Genomic DNA, 16,909 nt, shown 5'->3' with positions numbered 1-16,909 from the left:
GTTTCATCCCGGAACATTCCCAACCGGGTTTGTGCCGGCCTGCTCTATAAACGCCAGCGGATAAGGACGTTCCTGTCCCAGTTGCCCGGACAGCTCGTTGATGGTTTGTTTCAATGCGATCATGTCCATTTCCCTGCCGACCATGGCCCGATTGAAGCGCTGCAGGGCCTCAGTTTGCTCGCGCAGAGCAACCTCGGCGGCTTTGCGCTCGCTAATATCTAAGGCATAGGCCACACGACTCAGTGATTTGCCGTCGCCGGATTTGATGACGGTAACATCCATCATCACCGGAAAACGGCTGCCGTCTTTGCGCTGATGTTCCGCCTCAAATACACCGTGACAGGTGGCGTCCAACATATTGATCCGTTGTTTGATCTGCTCGACCCAATCGGCCGGATAAACCGTCATGACCGGTTTGCCGATCAATTCTTCTCGGGCATAACCACGCTCCTTAGCAAATACCGGATTCACAGCCAAGAACAAATTGCTCTGCGCGTCGGCAATGGCCAGTCCGAACTCGGCGTTTTCGAATGCTTGCGCCCAGAGCTTGAGTTCGTTTTCAGTATTTTTACGTTCGGTAATATCGATACAAACCCCAAATACCCTTTGCGACCGGCCCATATCATCGTAACTGGCTCCGCCCTTGCAATTTAGCCATCTGAAACGCCCCGGCTCCGCTTGCACCCGAAAATCAAAATCAAAAGTCCGATGCGCGGCAACCGCTGAATCTCGAAAATGCTCCAACTCGGCCAAATCGTCGGGATGCACGCGCTGGGAAAAAGCCGAGTAGTCCCCGGAAAAAGTGCCTGGCGCATAACCGAACATCGTCTCAAGTTCCGGAGTCCATTGCACTTTGTCGTTATCAATATGCCAATCCCAGATGCCGATATTGGCAGTACTTTGCGCCAGACGTAAGCGCTCCTCGCTTTCGACCAAGGCCATTTCCGCCAACTTGCGCTCGGTGATATTGGTGTGAGAAACCACCGCGCCGCCTTCCGCGAATCCCAGAGGCGTGACGACCATGGCAAACCAGCGCTGCTTCTGCGCGGAATGGCAGGCATATTCATACCTGAAGCGGGGAAGCCGGCCTTCCAGCACCGCCGACAATCCGTTGAATACGGCCTGCGACCCCTGCCGATAAGGACCCGATGCCTGCCGGCAAATCTGCAAATAATTGGTGCCTATGCTGCAAATATCAGCGGATTGCCCGCATGCCAGAGCATCATCCTCGGCAAACTGCTGCCAGGGTCGATTGACGGAGACAATCACACCATCACGGTTCAGCACGGCGATGTTGGCGCTCACCGAATCCAAAATAGCCCGCTTAAATTCTTCGCTTTCGCGCAGCGACGCATTCGCCGCTTCAAGCGCTTTGCGGGCCGCCAGCGCATCTTCCATCAAATTGAGTGCGGCTAGCCTGGCCTCGCGTTGCTTTTCCAGGGCCGCCCGCTGCGCCTCTTGCAGCGCAAGTTCGGCTTGTTTACGTGGGGTAACATCCTGCACGGTACCATGCAAAGCCACGATGTTAGCCTGCTCATCGCGGACCGCTTCGCCGCGGGCCACTACCCAGCGATGCAGTTCGCCATCGTTCTGCAATTCCACCTCGCATTCATAAGGCAAGCCGTCGCTACAAGCCTGAGCGACGGCAGCTTGCAAGCGCTGCCAGCTATCGGGCTTAAAATATCGCCCAACCTCGTCATAGCCGGCTGGCGGTAAATGAGGGGCGCGGCCGAATAAACTGTATATCTGCTCCGACCACTTCGATTCGCCGGTGCGCAAGTCCCATTCCCAACTACCCAAGGCGGCTAAACGCTGAGCGACTTTCAAAGCCATCTCGCTTTCATGTAGCGCCAGTAACGCTTGTTCACGCTGCTCTATGTTTTCCATGAGCAAGATAAAACACGCAGGGCTACCATCCGGCTTACGCGCCACGGAAGCACTTAATCTAATCCAGACAACACTGCCGTTCTTATGAATGAAACGCTTGTCTCCGGAAAAACTATCTATTTCACCTTCACCTGTCGGCATCTGCAACAAATCGCCAAAATCCTCCCAATAGGTAATGTCCGAAAAATTGCTGCTTAGCAATTCTTCCAGGCTATAACCCACTATCTCGCAAAATTGGCGGTTAGCCTTCAGCCAACGCCCGTCCTGTGCCAATAAACAAATGCCTATCGCCGCTTGTTCAAACGTAGTCTGAAATAAGGTTTGGCTAACCTGCAGTTGGTCGCGCGCGTCCAGCAATTGTTGCCAGTGAGCATTCTCGCGTTGCCGGGTCCGCAGCAGGAATTCGCTGAGCAGGCTGATTAAAACGCCATTGGCAATCAATAACGTCCATTGCACGACATCGTAAGGGCCGGTAATTGCCAAGCTGTGATACGGAGGCAGCAATTGGAAATTGCTGACCATCGCCGCCATCAATGTCGCCAATAATCCAGGCCCCAAGCCGCCGAACAAGGCACTCACGATCACCGGAAACAGAAATAACAGCAACATCGGGCGCTCGCCAAAGGATGCCGGCAAACTCAGGCGGATTGCCAGCGCGGCCAATACCAGGACCACCGCCGACACGTAGGCGAGTCTATGGCTGCTCCGGTAACGGGAAGGCACCAACGCGGAAAAGTCGCCCAATGGCAACTCGGGGATACTCATAAACGGTCTTCTTCCGCAGCCGATGTATCGCCGCCCATTAATCCGTCCGGTTTGAGAGGGTCCAAGCCGGATTCGGTGTGAACTTCAGCAAAATCATGACCAACAGCACTTTCGGGCTGGGTTGAGAGAAACGCCAATGCATAAGGGGGCCGGCGGTCAAGTTCAACAGACAGCTCATTGACCTGCTGCTTTAAATTAACCATGTCCAGCTCGCGGCCGACCATGGCCCGATTAAACCGCTCCAATTCATCATTCCGTGCTTTTAATTCCGCGGCCTGGAGATTAAGTTGGTCTTCGGCGGCTTTACGGGCGCTGACATCCAGAATAAAACCAATCACCGCCGGCCGGTTTTTGTAATCGAAGCTGCGGCCATGGACTTCAACGTCAATGCTTTGGCCGTTGTGGTGCAAGCCTTCGAAACAGTAGTTAAGGTCTTCAATCTCGCCATCAAGGCGTCGACGCAAATTTTCCAACACCATCTGCCTGTCTTGCGGACAGACCAGATCAGCCACAGTTTTGCCGTCGATAATATCCTCGGTCCGCTGATAGCCGAAGATCCTGGCAAACCCCGGATTCACGTAAACAAAGCGTGCATCTTGAATAATATAAATGCCGGCCAGTGACTGTTCCACCAAACCGCGAAAGCGCGCCTCGCTCTCGCGCAGCTTCAGCTCAGCCTGTTTACGTTCGGTAATGTCCCGCGAGATACCGAACACCCCGATGGTCTTACCGTTTGCATCACACAGCGGGCCTTTGGTGGTCAAGAAAGTTTTTGATCCGAATTGGGTGTCCAGCGTTTCTTCTTCCGTCAGCGTGATATTTTCCGCCATTACCCGGCGGCTAAACTCTTTCAAGTGCTCGGCCTGATACTGCGGAAATAGCGCGCTATCGTCCTGGCCGATGACTTCCTCGACCGGCTTGCCGACAAAATTAGCGGCGGCGGTATTAAACAAAATATACCGGCCGTCTAGGTCTTTGGCATAGATCGCATCCACGGACAAATCGGAGATTGCGGCTAATAAATCAAGCGCCCGCAAACGCTCCGCTTGCGCCTTCTGCACCGCCGTGGCCAAGGCCAGGCTCTGACTTTGCCGCAACAGATAAAAACCGGCGCAGACGATAAAAATGGTCAAACTACCGACACAAACAATCCAGACGACTTCACTTCTGGCTTTGATGTAGATTTCGACCTTATCCAACTTAGTCAGTAACAGCCAGTCGGTACCGCTAATCGCCTGTACCAGACCGATGACGGAGACATTACGGTAATCCTTGGCTTCCAGGATGTTGTCGAGGCTCACCGGACTTTGCAGCGCCTTGCCGGCCAACAAGTTGGGCGTGTTTAGCGGCAGACGCAGCGAAGCAGCCGCATCCGGGCGAAAACGCAGCGGATTCAGATAGTGAATCTCATCGCCGGCACGCCGAAACAACAAGGTTTCGCCGCTGCCGCTCGCCACAGGCCAACTCTCCAGAACCGGAAACAGCCACTCGCTGAGATCGATATGTAAAACAATCAGCGGCGCCGCTACCGGCTGCGCCGTCAGAGGCACCACCAAATCCAGCAGGACGCGCCCGCTATCATCTCTGTAAGGATTAACTAATTGGATTTGCCGCGATTTGGTCGACAACTCTGTAAGTTTTAGCAGCTCAGGCAACAGCGTGGCGGGAGCTTTCGCGGAACGCCATAAGCGTTCGCCATCGGGTCTAAGCAGACTGATAGCCGTGACGCCCCAGCTTTTGCGAAATTGTTCCAAACGGTTTTGCAGGCGTCCGGCACTTTGCTGATCCCCATCAATCTGCCAGCGGCGATACAAGTCGATGATAAATTCGCTGGTTTGGATAAAATCCGCGTCGCCGCGCCGTTCAGTCAGCCAGTCGCTGATTTGCCTGGACTTGAGGCCGGCGACCGCCTGAAGCCGGCCGAACTCTTCTTGGGTGTGTTGCTCGATCGTCAGCGCCGCGCTGGCAGCCATCAAAGCCAGGATGGCGACTATCAATAAGCCCAGCGACAACCAATGGCTACGCGGTGCCTGGGGAACGGTTTGCGGTTCGCTGTTTCGACCAAACCAGCGCCGCATCAAACCGTAGAGCAATAAAGAAGTCACCAATACATAAACCCAGCCTTTCAGCATGCTGGCTAGCGTCAGCTGGTCCGGATCTTTGAATACGTGGTGTACCAATTGATCCGATACCAAAATCCAGCTGGCGGCGAAGATGGCGTATACCAGTACGACGGCTAAGACGCTTTTGCGGCTGACCTGCGCTGAGTTTGATGGATCGTTATTCGACTGCATGGGCTTGCAAAGTCTAATTATTGGTCGAAGCCGTACAAAAAGGACACGCCGTTGACCACAGCCGTTACCGTGTTGCCGTTACCTTGATATTCCAGACGATCAAAGCTCATCAATCTGGCCATCGCGATACCGCGGCCATGCAAATCGAACACCCGTTCCGGGGAAAAATCCAGGAAGTCTTGACAATCGAAACCATCACCCTGGTCTTGAATGGTAAACACCAGCTTATCCGGCAGACGCTGGAAATGCACAGTAACAAAACGCCGGCTGAATTCCGGGAGTGCCAAACGTCTTTGAATTTCCTCCAGCCAGACTCCCGCCAGCATCAATTCGCCTTTTTCCGCATAAGAAACCCCCAGATTACCGTGCTCGACCGCATTGACCATCAACTCCTGCAAACCCTGGATGACGCGCTCCGGCTCCGGACAGGATTGGGCTAAACAATGACTCAACACCTTGGCTTCATCGAGATCGCGAAAACGAAATACGGCGGATTGCACTAGTGCCAAAGGACGCCCGGCGCGATTGGCTGTTTCGGACATTTCCTGCAACTCACGGCGTTGTTGCAGTGCGGCATTGATCACGGCGATCAAGATTTCCGGTTGAATCGGTTTGGTCAGATAGTAATAAGCCCCCTGACTAAGCCCTTCCTGGATGCTTCGTTTGTCGCTGCGGGCGGTCTGCAGAATCACTGGTATGGCAGCCAAGACCCGATCTCCCTTGATCAATCGCAGTAATTCCATACCGTTCATCCCCGGCAAGCCCCGGTCCAACAGCACCAGGTCGTAGCCCATCCGGTCGTGCTGCAATGTTTCCCAGGCAATGCAGCCATTTACGCAAACCGTCACCTGAAAGCCCTCGGCAGCGAGTAAATCCCGAATGATGATGGCGATGATTTCCTCGTCTTCAACCAACAATATACGAGCGTGTTGCGTCATGACTCATTTACTCCGGAATTGAATCGAGATGGCGTTGGGCAATAGCGCAGAATGAATCGAAATCGGCTAAAAATGCATCGGCTATGTCCGGATCAAAGTGGCGACCACGTCCCTCAGCAATAATAGTCTTGACTTCAGCAAAAGCCATGGGCTCTTTGTAAACTCGCCGGGAAATCAAGGCGTCGAATACATCCGCCAGCGCCATAATCCGCGCGGAAACCGGAATGGCATCGCCGGCCAACGCCTCCGGGTAGCCGCTGCCATCCCACTTTTCATGGTGCCAATGCGCGATTTCCTTCGCCAAAATCAGAAACTCCACCGAGCGCGTCGCATCGCGTTCGGCCATTTCTATCGCATCGCTGCCCAATTTGGCATGGGTCTTCATCACCGCCCATTCTTCGGGAGTGAGTTTGCCTGGCTTTTGCAGGATCGCGTCCGGTATCCCAACTTTGCCAATATCGTGTAGCGGCGCAGAGCGTGTCAGCAATTCGATGTAATGATCAGTCAATGTCGCGAAAAAGCGCGGATGGCTCAGCAATGCAAGCGCCAAATGCTGCACGTAACCTTGGGTGCGCAGGATGTGATTGCCGGTTTCCGGATCGCGAATTTCCGCCAGATGCGCCAAGGCGCGAATACTGACTTTTTGAATCAACTCGTTTTCGCTCATCCGTTTCGCTATTTCCATTTCCAAGTAGGTGTTTTCGTCGCGCAACCAATCTCTGGCCTGCTTTAACTCCAGCTGAGTGCGGATCCGCGCTAAAACGATGGGCGGCAGAATGGGTTTGGTAATGTAATCGACCGCGCCGACATCCAATCCATGCAGTTCGGACTCCATGCTGTCCATCGCCGTGACGAATATCACCGGAATCGTGCGCGTAATAGGATCGGCGCGCAGATGCTCGAAAACTTGGTAACCGTCCATGCCCGGCATCATCACGTCAAGCAAAATCAAGTCCGGATAAGGCTGATTGGCGGCCATCTGCAAGGCTCTTTGCCCGGAGGTAGCGACGCGCACGCGGTATTGCGGTTGCAGTAATTCGCTGATGACGGTGAGATTTTCCGGAGAATCATCGACTACCAAAATGGTTTTGCTTTTAGTATCCAACATACTTCTCCCGATAACGGCCGATTATTGTTGTTATGGCCTGAAGAAAATTCATCAATTTTGCTAGTTTACATAGTGAAATGAACAATATCCCGATAATAAACGGAATTACTAAACCTGAGGTATTTCGATAGAAAAGCTGCGGCAAGTGCCTCAAATTTATAACACAATCCGACACCAACAAGTTTTCTCAGGGGACAAAAGCCGCCACGCTCGCCTGTTGAACTCAAAACGACAACTCCACTGGCTTGCGGAACGAAAAGGACCGATAATTCCGCCTTTTTTCATTTGCCGGATTTGCATGGAATTCAAACTTAAAGCCACCGATGGTCACGCCCGCCGCGGTCAACTGACTTTTGCCCGCGGCGTGGTGGAAACCCCCATCTTCATGCCGGTCGGCACCTACGGCGCGGTAAAATCGCTAACCCCGGAAGATTTAAACGCGCTAGGTGCACAAATCATTCTCGGCAATACCTTTCATTTGCTGCTGCGACCCGGTATGGAGGTGATGAAAGCCCACGGCGATCTGCACGACTTCATGCGCTGGCAAAAGCCTATTCTGACCGACTCGGGCGGCTTTCAGGTATTCAGCCTGGGCGCGTTGCGAAAAATCAGCGAACAAGGCGTGACATTCAAATCGCCAGTCAACGGCAGCAAAATCTTCATGGGCCCGGAAGAATCGATGCAGGTGCAGCGCGATCTAGGGTCGGATATCGTGATGATTTTTGATGAATGTACCCCATACCCGGCCACCTATCAAGAAGCCGCTGACTCCATGCGCTTGTCCTTGCGTTGGGCTGAACGCAGCAAGCGCGCGCACCAAGGCAACTCCGCCGCCTTATTCGGCATCGTGCAAGGCGGTATGTATCCGCAATTGCGCGAAGAATCGATAGCCGGGTTGACCGAGATCGGCTTTGACGGCTATGCCATCGGCGGCCTGTCGGTCGGCGAACCCAAGCATGAAATGCTGGCCACGCTGGATGCGATTCATCTGAAAATGCCGGTGGACAAACCCCGTTACTTGATGGGCGTCGGCACCCCGGAAGATCTGGTGGAAGGTGTCAGGCGCGGTATCGATATGTTCGATTGCGTGATGCCAACCCGCAACGCCCGCAACGGCCATTTATTCACCCGCCACGGCGTGATCAAAATCCGCAACCAGCAATACCAATTTGATACGCGGCCCTTGGACGAAGAATGCAGTTGCTACACCTGCCGGAATTACTCGCGCTCTTATCTAAAGCACTTGGACAAGTGCAAGGAAATGCTGGGCTCCAGGCTCAACACCATCCACAATCTGCACTATTACTTGGAATTGATACAAGGTTTGCGGGACGCTATTGAAAATCAAACCTTCGATGCGTTTGCCGCCGCATTTTACGACCAACGCGACAGTCGCAGTCCAGTTTAATAACGTTTGTAAATTTTGAAAATCCGGCTGCTTGCGAGTAAAGCAGCCAGGATGTTTTATCAGTCCTGAGCGACTATTTGCCCCCCAACATCTCCAAAGCCAGTTCCGCCATATTTTTTGAGCCGCCACCATCGCCAAGCTGTTGTTTGACGGCCTGCAACTCAGAGAGACAGCGTTGGCGATAATCCCCGTCGCCCAACAGTTGCAGAATCTCCGCCGCCAAATTCTCTGCGGTCAATTGTTCTTGTATCAATTCCTTGACGATGGCCTTGCCGGCAATGATATTCGGCAGCCCGATAAATGGGATTTTTACCAAGCGCTTACCCAACCAGTAACTGAACGCCGCCAGCCGGTATACGATGACCATCGGCACGCCGAGTAAGGCAATTTCCAGCGAAGCGGTGCCGGACGTAGTCATCACCGCGTCGCAGCATTGGATGACATCATAAGGCTGCTGTTTGATCACCTTAACGGCTAGCGAAGTGTTTCCGAAATGCGCGGCCAATGCCGCATCGCTGATCGAATCGGCTTGCGGTAAGACAAACTGCAATTCCGGCCGCTGCGCGGCCAAACTAGCCGCGGCAGCCAGCATCACCGGCAGGATGCGTTTGATCTCGTTGCCTCGGCTGCCGGGGAGTATGCCGACGACAGGCCGATGGGGGTCCAGGCCGAACAACTCGAAATCCTCAGACCGACTGCGCTGCGGATGGACTTTATCGACGGAAGGATGGCCCACATAACGGACCGGTACGTTTTCGGCTTCGTAATATTGAGTTTCGAATGGAAAAATCACCGCCATCATGTCGATGGCCTTGCCGTAGGTCACTACCCTGCCCGGCCGCCAAGCCCAAACTTGTGGACTGACGTAAAACAACACCTTCACACCTTGGCTTTTTGCAAAGCGCGCCAGCTTGAGGTTGAACTCTTTGTAATCGACGCAAACCAGCAAATCCGGTTTTTCATCGCGAATGATCTGTTTCAGTAAATTCAATGCGCGGCGGATCTCGCCGTAGTGCTTCAGAATTTCCACCAAACCGATCACGCCGATGCCGGCCGAGTCGTAGCGCACGTCGATACCGGCCTGGCGCATTTTGCTGCCGCCCATGCCGATGCCGCGCACCGCAGGACAGCGCTGTTTCAATTCCAGAAACATATTGGCGGCGTGTTGGTCGCCGGAGGATTCGCCGGCGCTAAACAGCACCGTGTAGGCAGATTGATTGGTCATTTGGGAACAGTTGGTGGGCTGCGCGGTGCTTAGCCCACCCTACATTAATGCGTTTTGGAATTTACGCTTGGAAAACGCCGCGAATGACGCCGACAATTTGCTTGACGGTATCGTCGCTCAGATTAGAACAAATCGGTAAAGAGAAGCAACGCGCCGCGACTGACTCAGTAACCGGCAGGGAAAGGCCGGCGCACTCTTCTTTAAACACATTTTGTTGATGCAGCGGTACCGGATAGTAGACGGCACAACCAATCTTCTGCTCTTGCAAGGCTTTCATCACCTCGTCGCGGCGGTCGGACAACAAGGTGTATTGATGATAGACATGCACACCAATGCCGTCTTCATACGGCGTAGTCAAAGGCAAATCGGCCATCAGATCAGAATACAAGTGCGCGGCATGGCGGCGAGCTGAATTGTATTGATCGATGCGTTTTAACTTAGCGCGCAACACCACGGCCTGTAGCTCGTCCAGTCGGCTGTTGTAGCCTATCACGTCATGGTAATAGCGCACGTCCGAACCGTGATTGCGATATTGCTTGATCTTGGCCGCCGTCGCGTCGGAATCGGTCGTCACCAAGCCGCCGTCGCCGAAGCAGCCCAGGTTCTTGCTGGGAAAGAAACTAAAACCGGCTGCATTGCCGAAACTACCGGTTTGCTTGTTGTAAACGGTGGCGCCGAAGGATTGCGCGCAATCCTCGATCAGTTTCAAATCATGTTTTTCGCAAATGGCTTTGATGGCCGGCAAATCGGCAGGTTGGCCGAATAAATGCACCGGCATCACCGCCTTGGTTTTGGCTGTGATGGCTTTTTCGATATTTTCCGGGGTGATATTGAACGTGCCCGGATCGATGTCGACAAACACCGGTTTGGCGCCGACGTATTTGATTGCTTCTGCGGTGGCAATAAAAGTAAATGCGCTAGTAATGACTTCGTCGCCCGCGCCTATGCCTTCCGCCAATAAGGCTAAATGCAATGCATCGGTACCGGATGCGCAACCGATGGCATGTTTAACGCCCAGATACGCAGCGGCTTCTTTTTCAAAAGCCTGCACATTCGGCCCCAGGATAAACGCGCAATTGTTAAGGGTTTCGGTGAAACCGCCGACGATTTCATCTTGAATTTCCGCATACTGCGCTTGCAGATTGACCATGGGGATCATAGTGTCAGCCCTTTATCGATGGGTTAAAAATTTGGTGATTTCTATCGCGGTAGCCAAGGCTTTGCGGCCCGCTTCGCCGGGGACCAGCGGATTCTCGCCGGTCTTGATGCAATTGACAAAATGTTTAATCTCATCAAGCAAGGCATCGCCGCTTTCAAAGACCGATTCTTCGGTGACGATTTCCGGAATACCGGGGAACATTTCTTTATCGCCGGTTCTGTGTTTAATCAAAACCCGATTCTGAAAATCCACGGAAATATAGGAACAAGGACGGAACATGCGCATCTTGCGTTCCATTTTCATGCTGATGCGGCTGGCGGTGACATTGGCCACGCAACCGTTTTTAAAGGTGATGCGGGCATTGGCGATGTCGGTGCCTTGCGTCAGCACCGCCGTGCCGCTGGCATCGATTTTTTCCACTTCCGAATCGACCAGCGCCATGATGATGTCGATGTCGTGAATCATTAAATCCAACACCACGCTGACATCGTTGGCGCGCGGATTGAACGGCGACAAGCGATGCGACTCGATGAACAGAGGTTTGTCTTCCATTTTCTCCAAACCGCGTACGGCAGGGTTGAAGCGTTCCAAATGCCCGACCTGCAGAATAACGTTCTTTTCCTTGGCAATCGCGATCAGTTCATCGGCTTCTTCTACGGTAACGGTGATCGGCTTTTCCACCAGTACATGCGCACCGGCATTCAGAAAGTCTTTGGACACGCTGTGATGGTAGCTGGTGGGCACCACAACACTCACCGCATCGACTTTGCCGAGTAAATCATGGTAATTCGTCAACGCTTGAGCGCCGTTTTTTTCGGCCACTTGTTGCGCCGCCTCGGCATTGATGTCAACCACCGCCACCAACTCGCAATCCTTTAACGATGCGTATTTTTCCGCATGAAATTTTCCTAAATATCCGGCACCTATCACGGCACATTTCAGTTTATTCATAAACGACCTAAGCTTGATTCGCGGTTTCCCAGCCTTTGACAGACGCGCGCCGGGCATAAAACCGTTCATTGTAACATCAGATTCTGTGTTGAATAAGCCGCACCAGCATTCGCAAACGGATCGGCGAATGATTAACCCGGCCCATAGATACCATTCGCCTTTATGCCCTTGAGAGTACTGAGTCTATCGAAGGACAAATCACTCCAGGCTTTAACGAACTCAGTTCGAACGGGGCGCCTGGGATAAGTTGAGCCCGCTGGATAAGGCCAGCCCCATGCATCAACTTGAAATGCCGACAAAAGCAACTAACCTTGCCTCGATACGAAGATTCTGAAAAAAATGTAGTCCTAAGCTTACACACAGAGACAGATATGCATCCAAGAAACCAGCGAATAGCTATCGCCCTGCTCAGCCTGGCAGCCCACGCCAACGCGCATGCCACCGCAGCGGAAGACGAACATATCCGCCAGATTGTGCAAGGCGTGCTGAAGGAAAAGGACCAGAAAATCGAACAACTGGAAGCCCGTATCAAACAACTGGAACAAGAAAGAAGCGGCGCTGTAGCCGCAGCGCCAAGCCCAGCAGTCGCTAAGGCCGGCGAACCCGCCCCGGCACCGGTGAAAACGGCTGCGAACGGCAAACCTGAGCCAACCGTGGACACCAAACTCCAGGCCCTGGACAAAAAAATTGCTGCCTTAAAAGAAGCAGCCGAAGCCAACGGCCTGCAAATGAGCGGTTTTTTCGACATCAACGCCAAAACCGGCAACTCTACTGACCAGACCTTTAGCGTCGGCTCGGTGGAGTTGGATCTGGACTATGTACACGACGACCACTTCGGCGCCAGCTCGGCTTTAGTCTTGTGCGGCAACTCATCCAACGCCGACTATGGTGCGCCCGGTGCGGTATTTTGCGGTAACAGCGGCCCCGGCGCGCTGAGTGGCGGCAGCACAATGGCCGGTATCGCCGTCGCGCTGGTCGACTACCATATGTTTAATGATCGTATTCCGCCGCGCGGCCGGATTTTCAATAACAAAGGTCTGCACATCCAGGCCGGCCGTTTCGACTTACCCTTCGGCAACGATTACCAAAACTTCGCTAACAAGGACCGCATCACTGTTACCGCCCCGTTGACCACCTCCCGCATGCAGCTGGGCGGTTACAATGCCGATGGTATTCGTTCCTACGGTGCTTGGGATATATTCAACTACTCGGTATTCTGGACCGACGCACTGTACGCCAATGACGGCCATACCGTCGGCGGCCGGGTGGGCCTGGCTATGGGGCAAAATACCTACAAAATCCACAACGCCAATCCGGAAGGTATCGAAATCGGTGTCTCCCATCTGAGCGAGTTCGATGGCGAAAACCGCATCCGCAATACCGTTTACGGCGCTGACCTGAGTATCGGCTACGGCATGTGGCGTTTACAAAACGAATTCATGCTGCTGAACGCACATCAACAGGTGTTTTTGGAACAAGACGCGGATGGCAACCCACTGCCTGTCATCATCCCCGATCCAAACACCAGCCCGTTCGGCAAGGGCCACCAATTGGGCTACCACTCCACGCTGACCGTGGATTTGGAAAGCCTGAGCAAACAGCCTATTGTGGTGTTCGCCCGCTACAGCCGCTGGCAGCCTTCGCAAGACCTTGGCTTGGACTTTGATGGCAGCACCGTGGCGATCAATGATCTCTCCATGCTTAGTCTCGGGTTTAACTACAAATTCAGCGATCATTTACGGGTCAAATTTGAATACAACGATTCGCTGGGCACCGAAACCGCCGAGCGTTATTTCGACAGAAAACTGGGCATAGCCCAAATCGTCATGTCTTTTTAATCATGAACAAGCTCCTATACAAATGCTTATTGGCCGGCGGCACCGGCGCACTTTTGCTGTTGTTCGTCAGTGGCGCGCATACCGCCGACGACAATCCGCACCTCATTTCCAAGCAATCGCCGCAAGCGGGGTGTAGTAATTGCCATACCACGACGCCGGAAATCAAAGAGGACGGCATTTTACACAGCAAAAATATATCAGCGGATCAAACCACCTTTAGCAAGGACGGCGTGGCCATGTGCTCCTCGTGCCATAATCCCAACCAAGGCCACAAAGTGGGTTTGAATATCGACTTTCCGGTACCCGCCGACTTGCCGCTTAACGAGGAAAACGACATTACCTGTCTGACCTGCCACTACACGCACGGCAAGCTGGATAGCGACCGACCGCAAGCCAGCCACAGCTTCATGGATAAACTGATGAACGCCGAAAGACTGAAAAAAAGCTTTTTGCTCCGCCGTAACAACAGCGACGGCGAGCTCTGTTTAACTTGTCACAACGTCAACTAAGGTTTCTGAAAATGAACAATACCGTTACCAAACGTCGCCAAATTTTTATCAAAAAGGATTTTCAAGGCCGTTTCATCCTCGGCGCTTTTGCACTGATATTGCTGGCCGGATTATGTTCGGCCCTACTGATTTATTGGATGACCGGCGGCGATCTGCAAGCCCAATCCCAATCGGCGCACGCCAATATCGTTAATGCGGCGGAACGCCTCGGTGTATCGATTTTGATCGGCAACTTGGTGGCGATTTTAATTGCAGGCGGCATCGCCGTGAGCTCTGTGCTCTACGCCTCGCACAAAATCGCCGGGCCCTTATATCGCTTCGAAACACTCTGCCAAGAGGTCGGCGACGGCAAGCTTGATACCGTCACGCACTTGCGAGAAAACGATCAGCTACAGGATTTGGCGCTGTCGTTTTCGAATATGGTTGCCAAACTACGCAACCGCCGCGAGCATCGCGCACGCTTAATTGCCGAACTCAACCGGCAGATCGGTTTGTACGCCTTAAACAACGGCGACGCACTATCAGAAGCCCAACACCATGCCGTTGCGGCAATGGCGGCGTTGGTGACTGATTTAGAAAAACTTGAAAAATAATTACCCAAAAACCTCATGTTTAAAAATATCTCAATCAAATCTTCGCTGATCTTAATTGCTTCCGCTTTGGCATTTGCCAATCTGCTGTTTGTGTTGTCGCTGTGGCATGCATTTCAGTCCATAGACGACAACTTGCAAGCAGCAGCGCAAAAACAAAACACCTCGGACTATTTGTCTCATGTGCGTTTTCATGTCGTGCAGATTCAACAATTTCTGACCGACGTCGGCGCGACGCATGATGATGGCGGCTTTGCCGAAGCCAAAGAAAACCTGGACGCCGCATTGTTAAATCTGGACAAAGCCGAACAATCTCACCCGGCATTGCACGCGCAAGTCGAAACATTGAAACGGGAAATTCAAGTAATGCACGATGCCGGCGTAAAGATGGCTTGGGATTACATTAAGTTGGGCACCGAGGCAGGCACCGTTACCATGAAGGCGCCGGGCTCAGGTCTTGACGACACAGCTGCCACGCTGACCGAAGAATTAATCAGAATTACCGAGCAACTTGATCGGGAGCTAGCCCTCGCCAAACAACAATTAAGTTCGTCTTTGCACGATTACAGCCTATCGCGTATTGCTTTTTCCATCGTGTTGCTACTGTTTGTGACGGTCTGTTTGAGCATGCTTTATTTCAAAATAGAACCGCCATTGACCGAGCTGCAAAAATCGCTGTATCTGCTTAGACAGGGCGGCGGCGATTTGACCCGGCGCATTCCGCACGAAGGCAGTGACGAAGTCGGCATTATCGTCACCCAGTTCAACGAATTTTTAAGCGTGTTACACAGCCTGATGCGGCAAGTGGCGACGGAATCCAACCAGTTGAACACCGCCTCGAACCGCTTGAGCCAAATGTCCGAGCGGGTACAAGAGGATATTTTGAAACAGCAGATGGGCACGGATCAGGTCGCGGCAACGGTAACGGAACTATCCGCGACAGTGACGGAAGTGTCCAACAACACGGCTAACGCCGCGCAAACGGCGCAGAAAAGCAGCGTGGCGGCCAACCACGGCAAGGCGGTGGTGACCAATACGGTGCAATCGATTCATGCGCTGTCTAACAATATCGACAGGGCCAGCACCGTAATCGGTAATGTGGAGCAAAACTGCGTGAATGTCAGCTCGGTGCTGGATGTGATTCAGAGCATCGCCGATCAGACCAATTTATTGGCGCTCAATGCGGCGATAGAGGCGGCCAGAGCCGGCGAACAAGGCCGTGGTTTTGCGGTAGTGGCGGACGAAGTGCGCACACTGGCCAGCCGAACCCAGGATTCCACGCATGAAATTCAAGCGATGATAGAACGCTTGCAGCAAGGCTCGCGGGAAGCGGTGAAAGCCATGTCGGAAAGCCGAAATCAGGCTAAGGAGACCGTTGAAGTCATCGAAAGTACCGGCGAGTTGCTGGACAACATTTCCAGCATGGTGGCGCAAATTTCCACCATGAATACGCATATTTCCGACGCGGTGAAGGAACAAAAAATCGTCGTCGAGCACATTAATCAAAACATCAATTCGATTAATGACGTCACCATCAACAACTCGAAGGACGCCGAGCAAACCGCGGAAGAAGCCCATCATTTGCAAAAAATCGCCGGTAATTTACATACCACGATTTCCCAATTCAAACTATAAGCCACCCAGCGCGCTATTCGGTTTGTCTGCAAGCCAATAGCGCCTTACAACTCAAAAACCTCCGCCAAGGGCAAAATCAACTCCGGCAAACTCAATAGGGGCAAATCTTCCTCAACCCCAAAAACGTCGGCATTGGCATAGCGACCGTCTGCGCCCAGAAAAAAACGCTGCACATAATTTTCCAACGGGTCGATGACCACATATTCCCTCACGCCGGCACGCTCGTAGAGCGCTTTCTTTTCACGCATATCTTTCAGCGCCGTGCTGGGGGATAAAACCTCTACCACCAAATCCGGCGCCCCGTGTATGGCTTTTTCGCCAATCTTTTCCGGATTGCAGACCACTAACAAATCCGGTTGCACCACGTCATGCTCGGAGAGAATGACGTCCACAGGAGCGATGAAAGGCTTGCAGGGCTTACCTTTTAAAAATTGTTCCATCCGGCTAAAAACACGTCCAGCAACCGTCTGATGTTTGATGCTGGGTGCGGGACTCATATTGTAAGGAACGCCGTCGATTAACTCCCAGCGCTCGTCGTCCGGCCATCCCGTATAGTCGGCGATACTGAAGGTTTGTACCGACGCTTTAGGCACGCTATTCAT

13 protein-coding genes are annotated in these 16,909 nt (G+C 53.0%); 5 read left to right on the top strand and 8 right to left on the bottom strand.

Annotation, left to right across the window (positions count from 1 at the left end; all coding sequences use genetic code 11):
- Nucleotides 1-3: 3 nt before the first annotated feature.
- From ACWAU0_RS14105 to ACWAU0_RS14090, 4 genes are read right to left on the bottom strand one after another with little or no spacing between them, the layout of a single operon-like run.
- Nucleotides 4-2,652 carry a PAS domain S-box protein gene (locus tag ACWAU0_RS14105; protein ID WP_458137047.1) on the bottom strand — a complete coding sequence of 883 codons (2,649 nt, stop codon included), beginning with the start codon at nt 2,650-2,652 and terminating at the stop codon, nt 4-6.
- On the bottom strand, nt 2,649-4,946 hold the full coding sequence (locus ACWAU0_RS14100; protein ID WP_458137046.1) for a PAS domain-containing protein: 2,298 nt from the start codon (nt 4,944-4,946) through the stop codon (nt 2,649-2,651). The genes ACWAU0_RS14105 and ACWAU0_RS14100 overlap by 4 nt, the downstream gene beginning before the upstream one ends.
- A gap of 17 nt (nt 4,947-4,963) precedes the next feature.
- A complete protein-coding gene (locus ACWAU0_RS14095) occupies nt 4,964-5,884 on the bottom strand; it encodes a response regulator (RefSeq protein ID WP_458137045.1) in 921 nt (306 codons plus the stop codon).
- Nucleotides 5,885-5,891: 7 nt separating this feature from the next.
- Nucleotides 5,892-6,992 (bottom strand): response regulator, encoded by a 1,101-nt coding sequence (locus tag ACWAU0_RS14090; protein ID WP_458137044.1) that lies wholly within the window; start codon nt 6,990-6,992, stop codon nt 5,892-5,894.
- Between the two features lie 298 nt (nt 6,993-7,290).
- On the opposite strand from ACWAU0_RS14090, the gene tgt reads away from it, so the two are divergent.
- Nucleotides 7,291-8,400 (top strand): tRNA guanosine(34) transglycosylase Tgt, encoded by a 1,110-nt coding sequence (gene tgt / locus ACWAU0_RS14085; protein ID WP_458137043.1) that lies wholly within the window; start codon nt 7,291-7,293, stop codon nt 8,398-8,400.
- A gap of 73 nt (nt 8,401-8,473) precedes the next feature.
- Here the strand turns inward: tgt and lpxB are convergent, their stop codons facing one another.
- The 3 genes from lpxB to ACWAU0_RS14070 all read right to left on the bottom strand — a co-directional run bounded on the left by lpxB (nt 8,474) and on the right by ACWAU0_RS14070 (nt 11,735).
- Nucleotides 8,474-9,625, bottom strand: coding sequence for a lipid-A-disaccharide synthase (gene lpxB, locus ACWAU0_RS14080; RefSeq protein ID WP_458137042.1), 1,152 nt, complete (start codon nt 9,623-9,625; stop codon nt 8,474-8,476).
- Nucleotides 9,626-9,686: 61 nt separating this feature from the next.
- Nucleotides 9,687-10,784, bottom strand: a complete 1,098-nt coding sequence (locus tag ACWAU0_RS14075) for a DegT/DnrJ/EryC1/StrS family aminotransferase (RefSeq protein WP_445368496.1) — start codon at nt 10,782-10,784, stop codon at nt 9,687-9,689.
- A 12-nt stretch (nt 10,785-10,796) separates the two neighbouring features.
- Entirely contained in the window at nt 10,797-11,735 is a 939-nt protein-coding gene (locus ACWAU0_RS14070; RefSeq protein ID WP_101055132.1) for a Gfo/Idh/MocA family protein, read from the bottom strand.
- A 371-nt stretch (nt 11,736-12,106) separates the two neighbouring features.
- On the opposite strand from ACWAU0_RS14070, the gene ACWAU0_RS14065 reads away from it, so the two are divergent.
- Genes ACWAU0_RS14065 through ACWAU0_RS14050 form a run of 4 tightly spaced genes read left to right on the top strand, consistent with a single transcriptional unit; the run spans nt 12,107 to nt 16,307 of the window.
- The gene (locus ACWAU0_RS14065) at nt 12,107-13,573 is read left to right on the top strand and encodes a hypothetical protein (RefSeq protein ID WP_171695972.1); all 1,467 of its coding nucleotides are present in this window, start codon (nt 12,107-12,109) and stop codon (nt 13,571-13,573) included.
- A gap of 2 nt (nt 13,574-13,575) precedes the next feature.
- Nucleotides 13,576-14,082 (top strand): cytochrome c3 family protein, encoded by a 507-nt coding sequence (locus ACWAU0_RS14060; protein ID WP_033155403.1) that lies wholly within the window; start codon nt 13,576-13,578, stop codon nt 14,080-14,082.
- An 11-nt stretch (nt 14,083-14,093) separates the two neighbouring features.
- On the top strand, nt 14,094-14,675 hold the full coding sequence (locus ACWAU0_RS14055; RefSeq protein ID WP_458137041.1) for a hypothetical protein: 582 nt from the start codon (nt 14,094-14,096) through the stop codon (nt 14,673-14,675).
- A gap of 15 nt (nt 14,676-14,690) precedes the next feature.
- The gene (locus ACWAU0_RS14050; protein WP_415880366.1) at nt 14,691-16,307 is read left to right on the top strand and encodes a methyl-accepting chemotaxis protein; all 1,617 of its coding nucleotides are present in this window, start codon (nt 14,691-14,693) and stop codon (nt 16,305-16,307) included.
- Between the two features lie 44 nt (nt 16,308-16,351).
- Here the strand turns inward: ACWAU0_RS14050 and ACWAU0_RS14045 are convergent, their stop codons facing one another.
- On the bottom strand, nt 16,352-16,909 hold the full coding sequence (locus tag ACWAU0_RS14045; RefSeq protein WP_458137040.1) for a Uma2 family endonuclease: 558 nt from the start codon (nt 16,907-16,909) through the stop codon (nt 16,352-16,354).

The organism is Methylomonas sp. Uni0009 (assembly GCF_054188105.3).
The sequence above is the reverse complement of the archived record's forward strand: the minus strand, read 5'-3'. Positions and strand labels throughout refer to the sequence as shown.

Excerpts from the sequence above, each read along its gene's own strand:
- ACWAU0_RS14105 (WP_458137047.1), bottom strand. The coding sequence starts at position 2,652 with ATGAGTATCCCCGAGTTGCCATTGGGCGACTTTTCCGCGTTGGTGCCT.
- ACWAU0_RS14100 (WP_458137046.1), bottom strand. The coding sequence starts at position 4,946 with ATGCAGTCGAATAACGATCCATCAAACTCAGCGCAGGTCAGCCGCAAA.
- ACWAU0_RS14095 (WP_458137045.1), bottom strand. The coding sequence starts at position 5,884 with ATGACGCAACACGCTCGTATATTGTTGGTTGAAGACGAGGAAATCATC.
- ACWAU0_RS14090 (WP_458137044.1), bottom strand. The coding sequence starts at position 6,992 with ATGTTGGATACTAAAAGCAAAACCATTTTGGTAGTCGATGATTCTCCG.
- tgt (WP_458137043.1), top strand. The coding sequence starts at position 7,291 with ATGGAATTCAAACTTAAAGCCACCGATGGTCACGCCCGCCGCGGTCAA.
- lpxB (WP_458137042.1), bottom strand. The coding sequence starts at position 9,625 with ATGACCAATCAATCTGCCTACACGGTGCTGTTTAGCGCCGGCGAATCC.
- ACWAU0_RS14075 (WP_445368496.1), bottom strand. The coding sequence starts at position 10,784 with ATGATCCCCATGGTCAATCTGCAAGCGCAGTATGCGGAAATTCAAGAT.
- ACWAU0_RS14070 (WP_101055132.1), bottom strand. The coding sequence starts at position 11,735 with ATGAATAAACTGAAATGTGCCGTGATAGGTGCCGGATATTTAGGAAAA.
- ACWAU0_RS14065 (WP_171695972.1), top strand. The coding sequence starts at position 12,107 with ATGCATCCAAGAAACCAGCGAATAGCTATCGCCCTGCTCAGCCTGGCA.
- ACWAU0_RS14060 (WP_033155403.1), top strand. The coding sequence starts at position 13,576 with ATGAACAAGCTCCTATACAAATGCTTATTGGCCGGCGGCACCGGCGCA.
- ACWAU0_RS14055 (WP_458137041.1), top strand. The coding sequence starts at position 14,094 with ATGAACAATACCGTTACCAAACGTCGCCAAATTTTTATCAAAAAGGAT.
- ACWAU0_RS14050 (WP_415880366.1), top strand. The coding sequence starts at position 14,691 with ATGTTTAAAAATATCTCAATCAAATCTTCGCTGATCTTAATTGCTTCC.
- ACWAU0_RS14045 (WP_458137040.1), bottom strand. The coding sequence starts at position 16,909 with ATGAATAGCGTGCCTAAAGCGTCGGTACAAACCTTCAGTATCGCCGAC.